Annotated in this window: 16 protein-coding genes; 10 read left to right on the top strand and 6 right to left on the bottom strand. The window is 54.5% G+C overall.

The window, feature by feature from the left end:
- The first annotated feature begins 146 nt into the window (after positions 1–146).
- Positions 147–1,100, top strand: a complete 954-nt coding sequence (locus EAH74_RS29505; RefSeq protein WP_193560157.1) for a LysR family transcriptional regulator — start codon at positions 147–149, stop codon at positions 1,098–1,100.
- A gap of 50 nt (positions 1,101–1,150) precedes the next feature.
- Here the strand turns inward: EAH74_RS29505 and EAH74_RS29500 are convergent, their stop codons facing one another.
- On the bottom strand, positions 1,151–1,495 hold the full coding sequence (locus EAH74_RS29500) for a cupin domain-containing protein (protein ID WP_140683607.1): 345 nt from the start codon (positions 1,493–1,495) through the stop codon (positions 1,151–1,153).
- A gap of 491 nt (positions 1,496–1,986) precedes the next feature.
- Here EAH74_RS29500 and EAH74_RS29495 point away from each other — a divergent pair, with 491 nt between their 5' ends.
- Complete coding sequence (locus EAH74_RS29495; protein WP_140683603.1) at positions 1,987–3,996, top strand: putative bifunctional diguanylate cyclase/phosphodiesterase; 2,010 nt, start codon at positions 1,987–1,989, stop codon at positions 3,994–3,996.
- A gap of 218 nt (positions 3,997–4,214) precedes the next feature.
- On the opposite strand, the gene EAH74_RS29490 is transcribed toward EAH74_RS29495, so the two are convergent.
- Complete coding sequence (locus EAH74_RS29490) at positions 4,215–5,645, bottom strand: IS1182 family transposase (RefSeq protein WP_140683601.1); 1,431 nt, start codon at positions 5,643–5,645, stop codon at positions 4,215–4,217.
- 287 nt (positions 5,646–5,932) lie between these two features.
- Here EAH74_RS29490 and EAH74_RS29485 point away from each other — a divergent pair, with 287 nt between their 5' ends.
- The gene (locus tag EAH74_RS29485; RefSeq protein WP_140683599.1) at positions 5,933–6,985 is read left to right on the top strand and encodes an alpha/beta hydrolase family protein; all 1,053 of its coding nucleotides are present in this window, start codon (positions 5,933–5,935) and stop codon (positions 6,983–6,985) included.
- Between the two features lie 411 nt (positions 6,986–7,396).
- Positions 7,397–8,410 carry an acyltransferase family protein gene (locus tag EAH74_RS29480; protein ID WP_140683597.1) on the top strand — a complete coding sequence of 338 codons (1,014 nt, stop codon included), beginning with the start codon at positions 7,397–7,399 and terminating at the stop codon, positions 8,408–8,410.
- A 417-nt stretch (positions 8,411–8,827) separates the two neighbouring features.
- Here EAH74_RS29480 and EAH74_RS29475 read toward each other — a convergent pair whose 3' ends face one another.
- Positions 8,828–9,352, bottom strand: a complete 525-nt coding sequence (locus EAH74_RS29475; protein WP_193560156.1) for a hypothetical protein — start codon at positions 9,350–9,352, stop codon at positions 8,828–8,830.
- 89 nt (positions 9,353–9,441) lie between these two features.
- Positions 9,442–10,125, bottom strand: a complete 684-nt coding sequence (locus EAH74_RS29470) for a winged helix-turn-helix transcriptional regulator (protein WP_140683593.1) — start codon at positions 10,123–10,125, stop codon at positions 9,442–9,444.
- A 104-nt stretch (positions 10,126–10,229) separates the two neighbouring features.
- On the opposite strand from EAH74_RS29470, the gene EAH74_RS29465 reads away from it, so the two are divergent.
- Both EAH74_RS29465 and EAH74_RS29460 read left to right on the top strand, forming a co-directional pair.
- Positions 10,230–11,171, top strand: coding sequence for a carbon-nitrogen hydrolase family protein (locus tag EAH74_RS29465; RefSeq protein WP_140683591.1), 942 nt, complete (start codon positions 10,230–10,232; stop codon positions 11,169–11,171).
- 42 nt (positions 11,172–11,213) lie between these two features.
- Positions 11,214–11,648, top strand: coding sequence for a GFA family protein (locus EAH74_RS29460; protein WP_140683588.1), 435 nt, complete (start codon positions 11,214–11,216; stop codon positions 11,646–11,648).
- A 99-nt stretch (positions 11,649–11,747) separates the two neighbouring features.
- Here EAH74_RS29460 and EAH74_RS29455 read toward each other — a convergent pair whose 3' ends face one another.
- A complete protein-coding gene (locus tag EAH74_RS29455) occupies positions 11,748–12,227 on the bottom strand; it encodes an anti-virulence regulator CigR family protein (RefSeq protein WP_140683585.1) in 480 nt (159 codons plus the stop codon).
- Positions 12,228–12,579: 352 nt separating this feature from the next.
- On the opposite strand from EAH74_RS29455, the gene EAH74_RS29450 reads away from it, so the two are divergent.
- From EAH74_RS29450 to EAH74_RS29430, 4 genes are all read left to right on the top strand, one after another.
- Positions 12,580–14,076: a methyl-accepting chemotaxis protein gene (locus tag EAH74_RS29450; protein WP_140683582.1), complete on the top strand. Its 1,497-nt coding sequence runs from the start codon at positions 12,580–12,582 to the stop codon at positions 14,074–14,076.
- Between the two features lie 474 nt (positions 14,077–14,550).
- Positions 14,551–15,360 (top strand): glycosyltransferase, encoded by an 810-nt coding sequence (locus EAH74_RS29440; RefSeq protein ID WP_140683579.1) that lies wholly within the window; start codon positions 14,551–14,553, stop codon positions 15,358–15,360.
- 83 nt (positions 15,361–15,443) lie between these two features.
- Positions 15,444–16,247, top strand: coding sequence for a 2OG-Fe(II) oxygenase (locus EAH74_RS29435; RefSeq protein WP_140683577.1), 804 nt, complete (start codon positions 15,444–15,446; stop codon positions 16,245–16,247).
- Between the two features lie 148 nt (positions 16,248–16,395).
- Positions 16,396–16,824 (top strand): GNAT family N-acetyltransferase, encoded by a 429-nt coding sequence (locus tag EAH74_RS29430; protein WP_193560155.1) that lies wholly within the window; start codon positions 16,396–16,398, stop codon positions 16,822–16,824.
- A 31-nt stretch (positions 16,825–16,855) separates the two neighbouring features.
- Here the strand turns inward: EAH74_RS29430 and EAH74_RS29425 are convergent.
- Positions 16,856–17,104 (bottom strand): transposase domain-containing protein (locus tag EAH74_RS29425; protein WP_140683574.1); only part of this gene is annotated, 249 nt, incomplete at its 5' end.

Here is a 17,104-nt window from a genome sequence, read left to right as displayed (position 1 = left end):
TTCGTCTCCTTGTTTTTGTGTTCGCGGCGCGGGTTTGATCGACCGTTGACTGGCCCGTGGTCCGCAGCCCATCGTGCGGTAGAGTGTGGACCCGTAGCCCGATGGGCAGAACCGACTTTTTTTCGAGAATACAGGTAGTTTTTGTTATGGCTAAAAGCTCCCAGCCTGATCAGGCCCTGCTCTCAATGCCGTCCTTCAAGGCCATGAGATCCTTCGTGGCCGCCGCCAAGTATCGGAACTTTACCCGGGCCGCCGAGGCGTTGTGCGTCACCCAGGCGGCCATCAGCCGTCAGATTCGCGATCTTGAACTCTACTTGGGGACGGAGTTGTTCACCCGTACCGGGAGGGAAGTCAGGCTGACAGCGTCGGGCACCGCACTCTTCGACGCTGCACAACTGTCCCTGCTCAACATCTTTCAAGCAACCGAAAGAATCCGCCGGGAAAAAAGCGACAAGCGCCCCCTGACCCTTTGCTGCTCACCCGCCTTATCGGCGCTTTGGCTATCCCACCGACTGAAAGACTTCTTCAGCGCCAACCCCGATGTCGACCTGAATGTCATCACCACCCAGCACTTTCTGGTGATGGAGCCCGGGATTAATCCAGATATCTTCATCACCAAGAACAGTGATCTGCGCCCCGACTATCTGCGAATACCCTTGTTTCATGAAGTCGTCTATCCCGTGTGCACACCTCGCTATCTGGAGGCTCATCCAGAACTGAGCACCCTGGAGGGCATGCGCAACAGCGTCCTGCTGGACCTGAATCCTTATGGCCGTTCCCAGCTGTCAGAACAGGTCGACTGGAATGTGTGGTTCGCTTTCCAGTCCCATGACTTACAGATCCCGGCCTCGGAAAACCCGAACTATTTCAGCAGCAACGACTACAGCCTTCTCGTGCAAATGGCGCTGGATGATCAGGGGCTCGCCTTGGGCTGGGATCATTTGGTGAGACATCTGGTACAGCAGGGGCGCCTGGTTCGGCCGGTGCCGGAGGAGCTGACGCTCAGGGAGGCGGTTCAGTATTTGATGATCAATGAGAAGAAGGCAGAGGACCCGGCGTGTGGGCGCTTGAAGGATTGGCTGATTGCTCAGTTCAAGTGAGACCAGGGGACACGACTACAAAATACGTCCGTCCCCTTTTGGTCCCGTGCTTACTCTTGCCTGACAATATCGACCGAGATCTCCACCGCCGCAATCGTGCCTCTGTTCTCAAGCCAGTGTGTGGTGTTCCTGTCCTCGGGCCAGCCCACTCCCGGCCCATAATCCGTGGCGACTCCATTTCGATGGTCAGTGATCGTTCCTTGCAGAATGTAGACGGTGCCGGGTCTGTCGATATGGTTGTGAATCGGCCCGAAGACGCCTCCGGGCTCGATGGTCACCCTGCGCATTCTAAGTTGGCGCCCTGCCATACCCTCGATCTCAGGACCCAGGTCAATCGTTGCCAGTAACGTCACCGTAACGCCTTTCGTCTCAGGTGCCACCTGTTCGTTGCTCATCGCGCGCTCCTCTCTGTATGTACAGGGCCTAACTAGAAGTAGAGACCCTAAAAGGAGTGATCAGTGGGGAGGCGACAGAGGGTCGATTGCCGCCCTTCGCGAGAGGCTGTTATCGGCCCAGGCTGTGTGAAAACGCATGCGCCGTTTTGAACTCTGCGTTGCTACGTAAAATCTGCCAGCGTTTGGTTAATTCAGCAGGCCGAAAATTTGCGTAGGAACGCGATTTTCGTTCCAGACCTGACTGTAAAACCTGCTCCAAAACGTTTTCACACAGCCTGGACCCAAAGCGGACATTTAGACCATATAAACTTCTATTTTTCTAATCTCGACTACCCTCCTAGGATGTGGCAGGAAAGCCACACCCATAATTGCTAGGAGCGCTCTATGCCGGATATTCAGCATGGAAGAGGTTCAGGCGGCGGTCATATTCGACAGGTCGGAAAATTGAATCATCGACCGAATACCGTCTCGATTGAAGCGACTGCTGTCGTATGAACAGTTCACAGCGAATCAGTCCTAAGTCTACTGTTGCCTTTGGGCAGGAGAGTGTGGCACCAGAGGTATTACACTGGAGCAAAACAGTATTCTCCAAGTGGGCGAGTTCCGGGCTCGCTATCGTGTTGCTTTCAATCAGTGGATTCGCGGTGTGGTCGTCTATAACAACGGATCACTTGGGTCGAGAGGCCATTTCATCGAGTGTCCTGTCAGATTACTACTCTGCAGCGGCGACGGCAGTTTCCGCTGCAGAGTCTCAGGAGCGTCAATACCAGTTGGAGCCAAGCCCGGAGGTTCGTCGTCTCTTCGATGCTGCAATGAAGGAACTGACGAATTCGCTAGAGCAGGTTTACCATTCCGGATCGCGAAAAGATCGCCTCCTCGTCGCAGACGTGCGTTCAGAGTTACCTTCCTATCTGGAGAGCATCCAGCGGTTGTTCGATGCAGTTGATCGTCGAGATCGGGCGGAAGTGCGTCGGATCGACAATAACGAGGCCGACCCGACGTTCGACAAAATCGAAAAGGCAGTTCTGCAAGCATCGGCTGAGCATGACCAGGAATCGATTTCGTCACTGGGAAAGCTTCGTACGCGTGAGTCGTTCAACGCTAATACTACCCCCATCGTTTTTGTCGTCGGGCTGATTCTTGTTGGTCTGTTTGCCAAGGTGCTGCAGCGCACGCGTGTCGAACTCGACAGTCAGCGCGAAGGTGCATTGCATGCTTCGCTGCACGACAAACTTACTGGGCTGGCCAATCGAACCCTGTTGGCAGACCGTTTAGAACAGGCATTGCGCCTAGGCCGACATCATAACTCAATCACAGGATTGTTGCTGTTTGATCTTGACCGGTTCAAAGAAGTCAATGACACCTTGGGACACCACTATGGGGACCTTCTGCTCAACCAGATAGGCCGGCGGCTGGTAAGCGTTGCACGGGAAGTTGATACGGTCGCCCGGTTGGGAGGGGACGAGTTTGCCATCCTGCTACCCTCCGTAGACGGTCTGGAAGGCGCATTAAAGGCGGCGCTACGGCTACATGCTGCAATCACCGCTGTGTTTGAAATCGAAGGTATTGATCTCGACGTTGAAGCGAGCGTTGGTGTGGTCATCTCCGGCCTTCATGGCGATGATGCTTCGACACTCATGCAGCGCGCCGACATTGCCATGTATGAGGCCAAGAAACAGGGTAATGGCATACTCACTTACGATCCTGGCGCGGATCAGCGCTCCCCGGAGCGTCTCGCCATGCTCGGTGACTTGCGGCGAGGCCTGGATCGTGGAGAGCTGTTCTTGGATTACCAACCCCAGGTCAGCCTGAGCACAGGAAAAATCATGGGGGTTGAAGCACTCGTGCGCTGGCGGCACCCGGTACGCGGCCTCATTAGCCCAGATGAGTTCATCCCCTTCGCCGAGCTCACCGGGATCATTGGCTCTCTAACACAGTACGTACTCAATCTGGCGCTGTGCCAGGTGCGGACTTGGGCAGACGCCGGGATATGGATGCAGGTAGCGGTGAACATTTCTTCGCGCAACTTGCTGGACGAAAAGCTGGTGATTCAGATCACTGACCTTCTTGGACGTTATAAGCTTGACCCAAACCTGCTCGTCATCGAAGTGACTGAGTCGGCGATCATGCTTGATTCATATTTGGCTCGGACAATTCTTAAGCAGTTGCATTCGATGGGCATCCGTATTGCCATCGATGATTTCGGGGCCGGTTATACCAGCCTTGCGCAGTTGAAGGACTTACCCATCAGCGAACTCAAGATCGATAAGTCTTTCGTGCTCTCCATGCAGGACGATCAGGCTGACGAACTGATCGTGCGTAGCATCATCGATCTGGGTCACAACCTTGGCATGAAGGTCATTGCCGAAGGCGTAGAAACAGCGGACGTTTTCAGTGCTTTAGGCGCATTCAGTTGCGACATGGCCCAGGGCTTTCATGTGTGCCGTCCGATAACCGCTGAAGCGTTTACACAGTGGTATGAAGAGCGAGCCCGCACATAACTCAATAACCTCCAACGATTTCTGGGTACATCGATACCCCTTGGCCATTGACTGCTTTTGGCCCAGAGTGTGTAAAAACGCTAGATCCCGTTTCGATCTTCAAGGCTGAGTGGCTGTCCGGATTCATAGCCTGATCAAGGCTCGATGTCCCTTCCTGATGAGCTAAACCGCCCCAGCAACGCGCCAGATCATCGGGAGACGTAAAAACAGGCCGGGTTTTAGGCCGTTAGCGCCTTCATCAAATGATGGGTGCCGATGATTTTCATGACCCGTTTCAKGTTGTAGGCGAGCACRTTCAARCTCATCTCSGCRCYCACCCYGKYMAGCTTYCGSGTCARGAARTGCGTCGCACCCATCCATTGYTTGAGCGTCCCGAAGGGATGCTCAACCGTCCGTTTTCGGACTCGCATCATCTCCGGCGCGTTGSTCAGTCGGGCCTGCATTTCCTCCAATACGGCTTCATGCTCCCAGCGTCGAACYCGYCGTTCCGTGCTCGGTGTGCACTGCGRTTTCAWKGCGCAGCCCYGGCATTTCGAACTCCAGTGGCGGTGCAACTTCAGGCCTTTTTCAACGTTGGTATAGCGCCAAATGAGCGCTTCTCCAGCCGGACAAATGTATTCGTTTTTCACCGTGTCATAGATGAATGCATCGTTATTGAAGCGCCCGTCAGCCCTGGCTCCAGAGGTCATCGGCTTGGGCACATAAGCGGTGATGTCTGCATCGTGACAAGCCAGGATTTGTTCGCTTTTGAAGTAACCTCGGTCAGCTACTACCGACAGTGTTTCTGACGCCATCGCCTCGCGGGCCTGCTTGGCCATTGAGCTGAGTTGATCGCGGTCGGAACCGACGTTGGTCACCTCATGCGCAACGATCAGATGGCGCTGCGTATCGACCGCGGTCTGCACGTTGTAGCCGACGATTCCCGTGCCACGCGTCATCATGGAACGGGCGTCTGGATCGGTCAGTGAGACCTGTTTATCCGGCGATTCATTGAGCTGGATTTCGATCGCCAGAAGCTCCTTCATTTGAGTTTTGAGCTTGGCGATTTTCTCTTCCAGCCGCACGGCTTTTGGCTCAGAGGATGTGGGTTCTTGCCGATCGGCAGTATCGAGCGCAGTCAGATACCGATTGATACTCGATTCAATTTCTTCCATTCGCCGCTTCAGTTTGGCGCTGGTGAAATTGCGGTCGCGGTTGTTGACTGCTTTGAATTTACTGCCATCGATGGCGACCAGATTTTCCCCGAACAGCCCCAACTGCTGACACAGCACGACGAACTGGCGACAGACGCCTCGAATAGCCTTGCTGTTGTCTTTTCGGAAGTTGGCGATGGTCTTGAAATCCGGCATCAAACGCCCGGTCAGCCACATCAGCTCGACGTTGCGTTGGGCTTCTCGTTCCAGGCGTCGGCTCGACTGAATGCGGTTGAGATAGCCGTAGATGTAGATCTTCAGCAAGATCGCGGGGTGGTAAGCAGGTCGGCCAGTATCGGCGGGAATGACGCCTTCAAAACCCAGATTGACCAGGTCGAGTTCGTCGACGAAGACGTCGACTACGCGCACCGGATTGGTATCGCTGACGTAGTCGTCGAGGCTCTCGGGAAGCAAGGTGCCTTGGCCTCGATGTTCACCTTGGATAAAGCGCTTCATGGGCGATCCCTGTGATGAAATCCTCAGAAATCATAGCAAGTGTTCGCGAAGACGTTTTTACACACTCTGGGCCAATAGCGGCCCTTCGGACTTGCCCCGAAAGCATGGCTGCTGACCGGTCAATGTAGATAACGAAAACTATGCATGTCAGTCGGAGTATCGGCTTTAATGTCGGTGCAGATTCACCTGCTCACGGCGCTGGATTTCTATAATTTGCGAGATGTGATGCACGCTATCGGTGGGTTTCAGGTTCTGAACCCCTATCTAAATCAAGGAAGACAACCCCATTGAAAACAGCTCACGGCGCCCTGCTTTTAACCTGTCTGACGACCAGCGCTCTCGCTGACGTCAACTCTGTCGGCTTCCAATCCTCCACCCTGCCGGACCCACACAATGAGCGTCCGCTGGAGATGGTCGTCTGGTATCCCAGTACAACGACCGTCACCCCACAGTTGATCGGCGACGATGTGGTGTTTGTCGGTGCTTCTGCGGTTCGCAACGCGCCACCCTCTGCTGGAGAGCACCCATTGGTGGTGCTCTCCCATGGATTCAGAGGCAATTGGAACAATCAGAACTGGTTGGCGAGTGCATTGGCCCATAAGGGTTACATTGTCGCAGCGGTCAACCACCCCGGCACCACGACCCATGATCGCAGCCCGCAAGCGGCGGCGCAGTTATGGCAGCGGCCCATTGACCTGCATCGGGCCATTGAGGCGGTCACCATTCAACCTGAAAAATTTGGCGTGGTCGCAAAGCGTCAAATTGCTGTAGTGGGCCATTCACTCGGCGGCTGGACTGCAATGGAGATCGCCGGTGCTCGTTTCGACCCGGCCCTGTTTGCCCGTGACTGCAAACTCCATCCGCAGTTATCCAGTTGCACCAATTATCAAAAGATCAACCCTGAGAGTACTCCGGCATTAAAGGCTGGTCTGGCCGGCGATTTGCGCGATCAACGCGTCACCGCTGTGGTTTCTTTGGACCTGGGACTCTCGCGCGGGATGACCGATGAGAGCCTTGCGGCACTGCCGGTGCCGGTGCTAGTTATCGCTGCCGGCGCACCATCGGTGGAACTGCCTGCTCAGTTGGAGTCCGCCAACCTGGCCACACGCCTGCCCCAAGCGTCCAGCCGCTATGTCGAGATCAGTGACGCCAGCCATTTCAGCTTCTTGCCGATTTGCAAACCAGGTGCAGTGGCATTGCTCGAAGAGGACATTCCTGGCGATGGCATCATTTGCGGGGATGGCGACAATGCTCGCCCGCGCGAGGTAATCCAACAGCAGGTTACGTCACTGATCACCGAGTTTTTGACGCAGTCCGCGAACAACAAAGTGGAGCTCTAGGATTGCTGGCACTCGGCAACTCAGCAGACCTGAAATTTGCGTAGGAGCGCAATTTTTGTGTCAAATCCAGCCACCTATTACGATCAAAAACGTTTTTACACAGCCTCGGTCAAATGCCGCCGGTCAGGATATCTACCAAAAGTGGGCGATTCACTTAGCGCCCTGCTATCAAGCAACGTCAAACAAGCAACGTCAAAACCCAGTCATTTAGCGCATTCCTCGCGACTGAAATTTTTTCATGGCGTGAAGTGTAAAGTGCAAAAGGTGTCCTAGACTACAGGCTTAAATGGTCTGATTTCTTGAATTTTTCACCGCTGCAACTACTGGGTTTTTATATGAATTCAGACAGTTTTCAGACGCAGCACTGCCTTTATCAAATACCCTCGATCGACCCAAGAGCGGGATGAAAATATGAACAGTAGTTCCGTAGCGGGCTCTCGATTCAGCGTACTTGATGGATGGCGCGGCATAAGCATCTTGCTTGTCTTGGCGTGCCACCTGCTACCACTTGGCCCAAAGCTTTGGCAATTTAATGCCGCCGCAGGCGTTATGGGAATGGCCATATTTTTTACGCTATCGGGTTTTCTGATAACAAATTTTCTGCTCAACAACAGCAGCGTCGTTGATTTTTTAATCCGCAGAATCTTTCGGGTTGTGCCGCTCGCCTGGTTGTACATGATCATTGCTTTACCTGTCATGAACAGCACTTCGGATTTCTACATCGCAAACTTTCTGTTCATCGCCAACTGGCCGCCTATGTGGCTTGGCGATGTAAACGGCCACCTATGGAGTTTGTGCATGGAGGTCCAATTTTATTTCGCCATCGCTTTGCTGGTAGTTCTGATGAGAAACAAGTGGGTAGTGCTAATCCCTTTTCTCTGCATCGCCGTCACGATGTACCGAGTCATGAATGATGTCCATGTCGCAATCAACACTTATTACCGTATTGATGAAATACTTTCCGGATGCATACTTGCACTGATATACAACAATAGACTGGGCAACATCCTTGCGAAACTTCCGACACAAACGGTGACCACACAAATATTTTTATTCCTCCTATTTGTCTTGTCCTGTCATCCCGATGCGGGCTTCATGAACTACTTCCGCCCCTATCTTGCCGCAGCAATGGTGGGGAGCACGTTACTCAATAGCCGGACACGAGTTGCCCAGCTTCTGAATAATCGCGCTCTATTTTATATCGCCACCATCTCGTACGCTCTCTACGTTGTTCATCCGCTGCTAATACATACTTGGCTGGGTAGCGGAGACACCGTCATAAAATATCTGAAGCGCCCTTTGTTGTTCGCCGCAATCTTTCTCACCGCGCATATCTCGACCTTCTATTATGAAAAATGGTGGATTGCTTTTGGTAAGAAACTTGCCAAGAAAGTAGCTAGCCAACCTGTTACATCGACCGGTTGAATCCACAGTCGATTGCGGTCCTTCACGGTAGGAAGCAAGCAGCGGAACAAACGAAAACGGGCGCCTTGTCGGGCGCCCGTTTTGTTTAGGATTGCGTACTGCGTGGGTTGGTAGCTTGCAGCCCACCCAGTGCCGAACGAGGCAGGCCATCACAGCAAGCAGCTAAGCTTTACCAGGAGGCCTTCGCGAAACCCTGAAAGTCTGGAGGCAAACAATGAGCAAACAACCTCAACCCCGGAGCCGCTCCAACCCCCAACCCAGATCCCGCCCGGTAGTGCCTGCCCTGCCCTGCAAAACAGGCGCCGAATCCGGGGGCTTGCGCGGTCACTACCCGTCGAAGAAGTACAATTGACCTCAAGCGTGCGACAGGCTTTGCAGTTGAGTCTGTTGTACTTCCCTATCAGCCGTTATGGCTGATCAGTACGATTTTTTCGATACCGACGTCCCGGCTTTGCTCAAACCTTTCGCGTTGTGATCACCTGGCGTCGAGGTCGAGATTGCACTGGCTTTGGTCACGCCGCGAGTATCTTTGGAATGGGCGATGCCTGAAGTCGTTTGGCCATGACCGCGATCACTATTGCGTTCACTGCCATAGTGGTTTCCGCTTTCACCACGGTCGCGAACAGCCTTGCCGGCATGATCGCTGCTCAGTCCATTGCCGCGGCCATTACTGGTAGAGCCGCCGGAGTGATCTGAACCGCTGTGACTGCCGCCTGTACCGCCGCCGTGGCCACCGCCATTACCACCTCCGTTGCCTCCCCCATTACCACCTCCGTTACCGCCACCACCACCACCACCACCACCACCACCACCACCACCACCACCACCGTCTTTCGCATAGGCGGAGTTCATGATGGACAGGTCAGCAGGGAGTAATGGGGCGGCTGCAAGCATCAGGGCGCAGGACATTACAGCAATGAGACTCTTATTCTTTAAAAGCATGATGGCTTCCATAAGGTTGATATCGCGAGTGTTATGACGCTTTAAGCCCCTTTCAGTTCAAGTCCTGCGACCGACGGGTGCTGCCAGCGCTAGCGTGCAGCGCTCCGGGTACCCGCGAACGCGCTCGTGCCAAGCCAGCGCCACAAGCTTTCCGCATCCTTCACCGCGCCATCTACACGCAGCTCTCGCGACTGCAGAACTTCCCGAGGTGTGCGGTCGCCCGTCCACACCTCGGTCAACGCTCGCACGCTGGAGTCCACAACGAGCGTCAGTTCCCGTCCGGGATCGTCGCGGCACAGGTCTGCCACGCCCTGTTCAACCACGAGCCACCACGCTTGCTCGCCAGGCCGCGCGTCGCGGAATTTGAACTGAATGACCACCGGTCGGGACGGGAACGTTTCGATGCGCACGAACCGGCGCACGTCCCACATGAGCAGGCCCGCGTCGAGTTCGTCATCGCGAAGGCGACTGCCGATCCAGCGCGCGCCCCAATGCCCTAGCGCCATGATGATGGGGCGCAATTGCTCGCCTGCCTCGGTCAGGCTGTACTCCCAGACTTTACCGGTGGCCGTGCGGTGCACGACGCCGATTTCTTCCAAATGGCGCAGACGTTGTGCCAGCAGGTTGGTGGACATCCGTGGAACGCCGCGGTGCAGTTCATTGAAGCGCTTGCTGCCGCACAGCAACTCGCGCACGACCAAGGGTGTCCAGCGCTCGCAGAGGGCTTCAGCACCGCGCGCGACTGTGCAGAACTGACCGTAGCCTTCTTCCATCGCCAGGACTCCGCAACTATAAACGCTTCAGATTCTGAACTAGCCCCGCCACCTCGCCACGCGCACGCTGAAACCTCGAAAGCTAACCGCCAAAGGAGAACGCCATGACCAAGGTAGCCATTATTCAGCGCCCGCCCGTGCTGCTCGATCGCAGCGCGACGATCGCCCGGGCCGTGCAGTCGGTCGCTGAGGCAGCGGCGGCGGGAGCCTCGCTGATCGTTTTGCCCGAATCGTACATTCCCGGGTACCCGTCATGGATCTGGCGGCTGGCGGCTGGAAAGGACGGGGCTGTAATGGGCCAGTTGCACACGCGGCTGCTGGCCAACGCCGTCGATATTACCAACGGTGACCTGAGCCAATTGTGCGAGGCCGCCAGGGTTCACGCCGTGACGATCGTGTGCGGCATCAATGAATGCGACCGGCGCAATGGCGGGGGCACGCTCTATAACAGCGTAGTCGTTATCGGCGCGAACGGCGCCGTGCTCAACCGACACCGCAAGCTGATGCCAACCAATCCCGAGCGCATGGTGCATGGCTTCGGTGATGCCTGCGGGTTGCGTACGGTCGATACTCCGGTCGGTCGCGTGGGTGCGCTCATCTGCTGGGAAAACTACATGCCGCTGGCACGCTATTCGTTGTATGCCCAAGGGGTGGAAATCTACGTCGCCCCCACGTACGACACGGGCGATGGCTGGATCAGCACGATGCGCCACATTGCTCTCGAAGGCCGTTGTTGGGTGCTCGGCAGCGGTACTGTGCTGCGCGGCAGTGACATCCCCGACGACTTCCCGGCGCGTGCGCAACTGTTTCCCGATCCAGAGGAATGGATCAACGACGGCGACTCCGTGGTTGTCAGTCCTCAAGGCCGGATCGTGGCCGGTCCATTACACAAAGAGGCAGGCATTCTGTATGCGGACATCGACGTCTCACTTGTGGCGCCAGCGCGGCGGGCGCTCGACGTCACCGGGCATTACGCGCGCCCTGACATTTTCGAACTGCAGGTGCGGCGCACGCCGGCGACAGCGGTGCGCTACATCGACGGGTGAAGTCCGGCGGTATCGCCTGAGCATTGATCAAGGAGTCATGCCATGAGCATTGAACGGTCTTACAAGGGCAGTTGTTTTTGCGGCGCAGTCGAGTTCACCGTCAGTGGCGAGCCGGTCGGAATGGGCTACTGCCATTGCGAGTCGTGTCGGCATTGGTCAGCGGGACCGGTCAATGCCTTCACGCTGTGGAAACCCGACGCAGTGCAAGTGACTCGAGGTGCTGACAACATCGGCACCTACAACAAGACACCGCAGAGTTTGCGCAAGTGGTGCAAGACCTGCGGCGGGCACATCTTCACTGAACATCCGGGGATGGGGCTGATCGATGTGTATGCCGCGGTCATCCCGGATCTCGCGTATTCGCCAGGGCTTCACGTCCACTATCAGGAGACCGTGCTGCGCATCAGGGATGGATTGCCCAAGCTGAAGGACGTCCCCAACGAATTAGGGGGATCGGGCATCAGCGTGGACGAATAGTGCGGGATACGCCGGTTGCCACCTGCTCGGCAGCAACTCGGCAATTTCATGGGCAGCCGCGTCTGAACAGCCTTCAAATGGGCATATGGATCATGCCCATTAATCAAAAGCACCGTTGAGCACTTCGTAGATAAGCCCGGTTGCCAACGCGACCAATATCAAGTCGGTGCCAACTTGCTGCCATTCATACCCATCATACTGAGGCAGCCTGCCGATCAACCGGCCGTCCAGTTTTTTGGCAATCCCGGGAGGAAGCGGCTTACCTCGCGCGAGGTTCTTTTGAATGCCGGGTGGCAATGCAGGTCCGGGGCTCCAGTAGTCTCGATACCCGCCAACAATCCCAAGAACGCTGCCGCGATTGATGCTTGGGCCATTATCCCAATCGCCGCCCCCGGAGTTTTTGCCTTTGCCTCCCTGACCTCCCTGACCTCCCTGGTTGCCATGAACCTGGCTGTTTTGCGGGTTTCCCTTACCGTTTCCCTGGCCCTTTCCATTACCAGGATCGGCCAATGCAGTCACTGAACCGGAAACCAGCGCAAGGCATGTAATTGCTGCAATCAATGAGCGAGATCTGAGCATGAGTCGTTCCTTCGGGGTGGCGGGACATCTCTCTGTAATTTAGACGCTGTCGGTGATGTGGGTTCCATTTCCTCCCATCGACACCCAAATTCCCACGGCCGGATTGCAACGGAGCCTGTCGTACTGCCCGTCACTTCAGCATTACTTGCCTCTATTTCTGACATTGTTTCCGGTGTTCAGCGTCGAACACGGGAGGTGTGATGGCAAACGGCTACGCTCTTCAGGGTTTCTCATGTATGCCTCGACATGCCGACTACAGATTTGAGTACCTGACTCTGCAGTTCAGTCAAGAGATAGCACGAGCGACAAATGACCTGCTTTATTCCGGCTCAATTACATGGAGTAAACGTGAATGCCTTTGCCCCCTCGTTTTCTTGACCACTACCGCAAGGCCGACCGAATCCTGCTGGGCCTGATCTGGCTGATGTTCCTCTTCGCGTTGGGTCTGGCTTTCTGGCACGACACCTTTATTCAGGCGTTTTTGGTGGGTGGCGGCACGAGCCTGCTGCTGACGGTGTGTTATCGCGCAATGGGCGGCACGCGGTTGATGCGGTGTTGCCTGGGCATTGGTTTGATGGTCATGGCGGCGTTGCATATCAATCAGGCCGAGGGCGTCATTGAAGCCCACTTCGGTATTTTCGCGTTGCTGGCGGTGCTGACTTTTTATCGCGACTGGCTACCGATTCTGGTCGCCGCTGCAACGATCGCCGTTCATCACGTGGTTTTCCATGCGCTGCAACACCAAGGTTTTCCGGTCTACGTCATGGCGCATCACGGTGGGTGGACGATGGTGTTTGTTCACGCCTTCTATGTGGTCATGGAGACGGTCGCCCTGCTCTATCTGGCCCTACACAGTCAGGCCGAGGCAGTGGAGAGCCAGGACATGCTGGACAAGATGCTCGCGGCCACGTCCCAGCTCGCCGTCGATGCTGGCAAGGGAGACAAGGCCACAATGCATGTATCGCTGGCGGATCGTTTCGATCAATTTCTGATGCAGATTACCGCCCTGGTTGACGGGGTTGTTCGCGACTCTCACGGCTTGGGTGAGCTGGGCCAGGAGCTTGCCAAGGCGAGCAATACGCTGGAGAAAGGGGCCAAGCATCAGCTGACGGAAATTGCCCAGATGACGGGTTCGATGCAGCGGATGGGGGACGCGATGGGGCATATTGCCGTTCACGTCGAACATGCCGTTGAACATGCCGGCCAGGCCAGCGTGCAAATCACTCGAGGACAGGAAAGTGTGAACCGCGCGCAGCATGAAATCACTCAGTTGGCGTCTCGCCTGAAAGGCACCCACTCAACCGTGCAGGTGCTGGCGGGACAGGCGGAGCAAATCGGTACTGTCCTGGAGGTCATCAGCAGTATTGCTGACCAAACCAACCTGCTGGCGCTCAACGCCGCCATCGAAGCTGCTCGCGCTGGTGAGCAAGGCCGAGGCTTTGCCGTAGTGGCCGATGAAGTGCGCAGTCTGGCGCAGCGCACCGCCCTCTCCACGAAGGAAATCAGAACGATCATCGAGGACTTGCAGCAAGGCAGCCGCAAAGCCGTCGAGGCGATGCATGACAGCCGTGAAGGCGTGGAGCGCTGTGTCGAAGACAGTCAACTGGCGGCGGCGATGTTGCAGGCGGTGGGCAGCGACATTTCGCATATTGATGAACTCAATGGGCGCATTGTCACCACCACCCGCGAACAATCCACGGCAAGCCCCGAAGTGGTCGGGCGCTTGCAGTCCGTGCAGGCCATCGCGCAAAACACGTCAGACGATGTCGAAACCCTTGCCCTGAGCAGCCAGCGCTTGCCCCCCATCGCCGTTCGCCTGGATGCACTGGGCCGCACGTTTCATCAGTAATGTTCAATGCGCAGTTAGTGCCAGCATGTACAGCAACGGTTGTTTTCTGTGGCGCCGCCTCGGTCATAACAACCCGGTAAATTTTCCACACAGTGCATTTCCCTCATAACCATGAAAGATAGGTCCCAGGGTCATCAAAGGGCGACAGTCGACACGAGATCCGGCGCTCATTAATTTGGCCAGCGACAGTAATCTACGTGCCTGCGACTTAGCCAGGCTGCGTGTATGAGAGATAGCTAGCAGGGGACATGTAACAAATTAAGTCACGAATGTTTACCGACAGAGCCGATCCTTATACGATGAAGTCCGCATATACTGCGGACCCTCAGGCAGAGTAAGCTATGATTATGTTTGACAAGCGGCCTAACAAATTGTGTTTTTATAGTCAAGCAAATCTTGCGCAGACAAATTAGCGAGAGCTGTATACATGTTCAATTATTCCTACAACATGCAATATCATTGGGCGCCTGAACGATGAATAACACTAGTTCCCTGGCTGACAGTTCCAAAACCTTCAGCATAGTTATAGTCAATTACAAAACACCAGAAATCACCAAGATATGCTTAGACTTATTGCACCAGCATTTCGGCAGCCACGGCGTCCCAATATGGGTAGTTGACAACTATTCCGCCGATGAAAGCACTGAGTATTTACGAACTCTTGACTGGATAAATTTAATCGAGCGCTCTGTTTCTGAACCAGAACCTGGGCATGTCGCGCATGGCAAAGCACTTGATCTGGTGTTGGAGCGAGTTGAAACTGATTATTTATTTCTAATGCACACCGACACATTTGTTTTCGATAAAAATGTTTTTCCGATGATGCTGAATAAATGCTTGAAAAACCAAAAAGTCGTAGCCGTCGGTTGTGTTGAGCAATTAAACCGCGGCACCACGAGAACGCTTTGGCGCTTTAGTTCACGACTATTCAAACACCATTTCAGGCATCTGAAAATCTCCATGGGATTACGTTCCAGAGAACCAAAACCGTACAGAGAAGTCTACTTGAAGAGTTTCTGTACATTGTGGAACTGCAAACTTATCAAACAGCACAACATGCATTTTTCGATGGATGATCGCGTACCAGGCTACACCCTCCAAGACCGCATGACCGAACTTGGCTATGTCGTTGAAATGTTATCACCGCGTAAAATCTTCAGTTATCTGGATCACATGCAGTCTGGCACTGTCGCAGCGGCTGGCGGCTATGAAAAGACTCATAGACGAACCAAAATGTACAACGATATCCTTAAGCGTCTGAAAAAAGAAGGCAGCAAAAGTTAAACGACGAAGAGACACAGCGAGCAGTCCGCCGGACGCTGCTTGAAGTCATCCACAAGTCTTTATATCAAGTTATTGGAGCGGTAATGGCACCCATCACTCAAGCACTACCTATGACCCTCTCCCCGGAGCTTGATTTCGACCAGAACGCCGCCAGTGCCTTGGGTTCTTCATTGGCCAGTCGCTATATTCAGGCTACGCCATTTCCGCACATCGTCATCGATAATTTCCTGGATGAAGAGCTGATTGCGAGTATCTGCTCGCACTTCCCGATCGAACCCACCAACAATGAAATGCTCTATGAGCGCGGCTATAAAGGTCAACTAAAACGTCAAATCAGTCCCAACGAATGCCCCCCCTTTTTGAAGACTGTTTTCAACGCCTTCAACTCAGCCCCCATGTTGCAGTTTCTTGAAAAGCTCACAGGCATTGAAGGCTTGATACCCGACCCCTACTTTTCTGGTGGCGGCTTGCATGAAACGAAAAGTGGTGGCTTCCTGGGGGTACACTCGGACTTCAGACTCAACAAAAAACTTAATGTTGAGCGCCGACTGAATATCATCATTTATCTAAATGAAGACTGGCTTGAGGAATACGGCGGCAACCTTGAACTTTGGGATGTCGGGATGAAGACCTGCCTTAAAAAAGTCCTGCCCATTTACAATCGCTGTGTCATTTTCAATACAGACAAAGACAGCAATCATGGGCACCCAGAGCCTTTAACAACTCCAGAGCACATCACGCGCAGGTCCATAGCGCTTTATTACTACACCGCAGGAACCATGGTGATCGATCCTGCACAAAGAAATAAAACCCACTACAAGCCAAGGCCCAAAGATCGTTTAAGCCTAAAGTACTACCTGGCTAAACTAATCAAGAAAAAAAACTAGACTACGAAACGCCCGCTGAAAGATTTAGCCAATCTGCTGCATCGACAGGTTGAATCCACAGCCAACAGCAGCCATTGCGCAGCAAGAACGCATTTCCGCCCTCGCACGCTTATAGGACGATAAAGTTTGGCCATCGTTAAGGAAGAACATGGACATTCGATTGACGGAAGCCAAAGACTGGATGTTGTTGAAGCAAGTCCGTCTTGCTGCGCTTCTGGACACACCGACAGCGTTTGGAGTGAGTTACCAAACGGCCGCTCATTACACTGACGAGCAGTGGATAGCACGCGCCTCGTCAGCGGCCGGACCGGAATTCTGGTTGGCCATCAAGGACGATAAACCGGTGGGGATGATAGGTGCGGGAGTCAGTCAAGCGAATCGCTATAACCTGATCGGAATGTGGGTAGAACCCGCTGCACGTGGTTCTGGTGTGGCAGCTCAGCTTGTTGGGGCGGTGAAATCTCGCGCGATCGGCAAAGGGCATGATCGCGTTTTTCTGGATGTCTCCCCGGATAATGCAAGAGCCTCGAATTTCTACCTAAAGCAGGGATTCTCTTTCATCGTAAGCGACCCATAAACCACACATGGCAAAAAACCGATGTGTGCATTTAGCGCGAGATAGTCGGGGAACAGTTCCACGGCAGCAAGGCTTCGAAGTCTTCTACCGAAGTAGCTTGTGGCAGGCGTTCAAGTACGTGGCGCAGCCACGTATAGGGCTCTTGGCCGTTGGCTTTGGCAGTTTCGACCAGGCTATAGATCTGCGCACTGGCCGTCGCGCCCTTGGGCGTGTCGCTGAACATCCAATTTTTGCGACCAATCACAAAGGGTTTTACCGCTCGCTCGGCCTTGTTGTTATC

This window comes from Pseudomonas mandelii (assembly GCF_006438925.1).
Taxonomy (GTDB): domain Bacteria; phylum Pseudomonadota; class Gammaproteobacteria; order Pseudomonadales; family Pseudomonadaceae; genus Aquipseudomonas; species Aquipseudomonas mandelii_C.
Note: the sequence above shows the minus strand (reverse complement) of the source record. Positions and strands in the feature narration are given on the sequence as shown.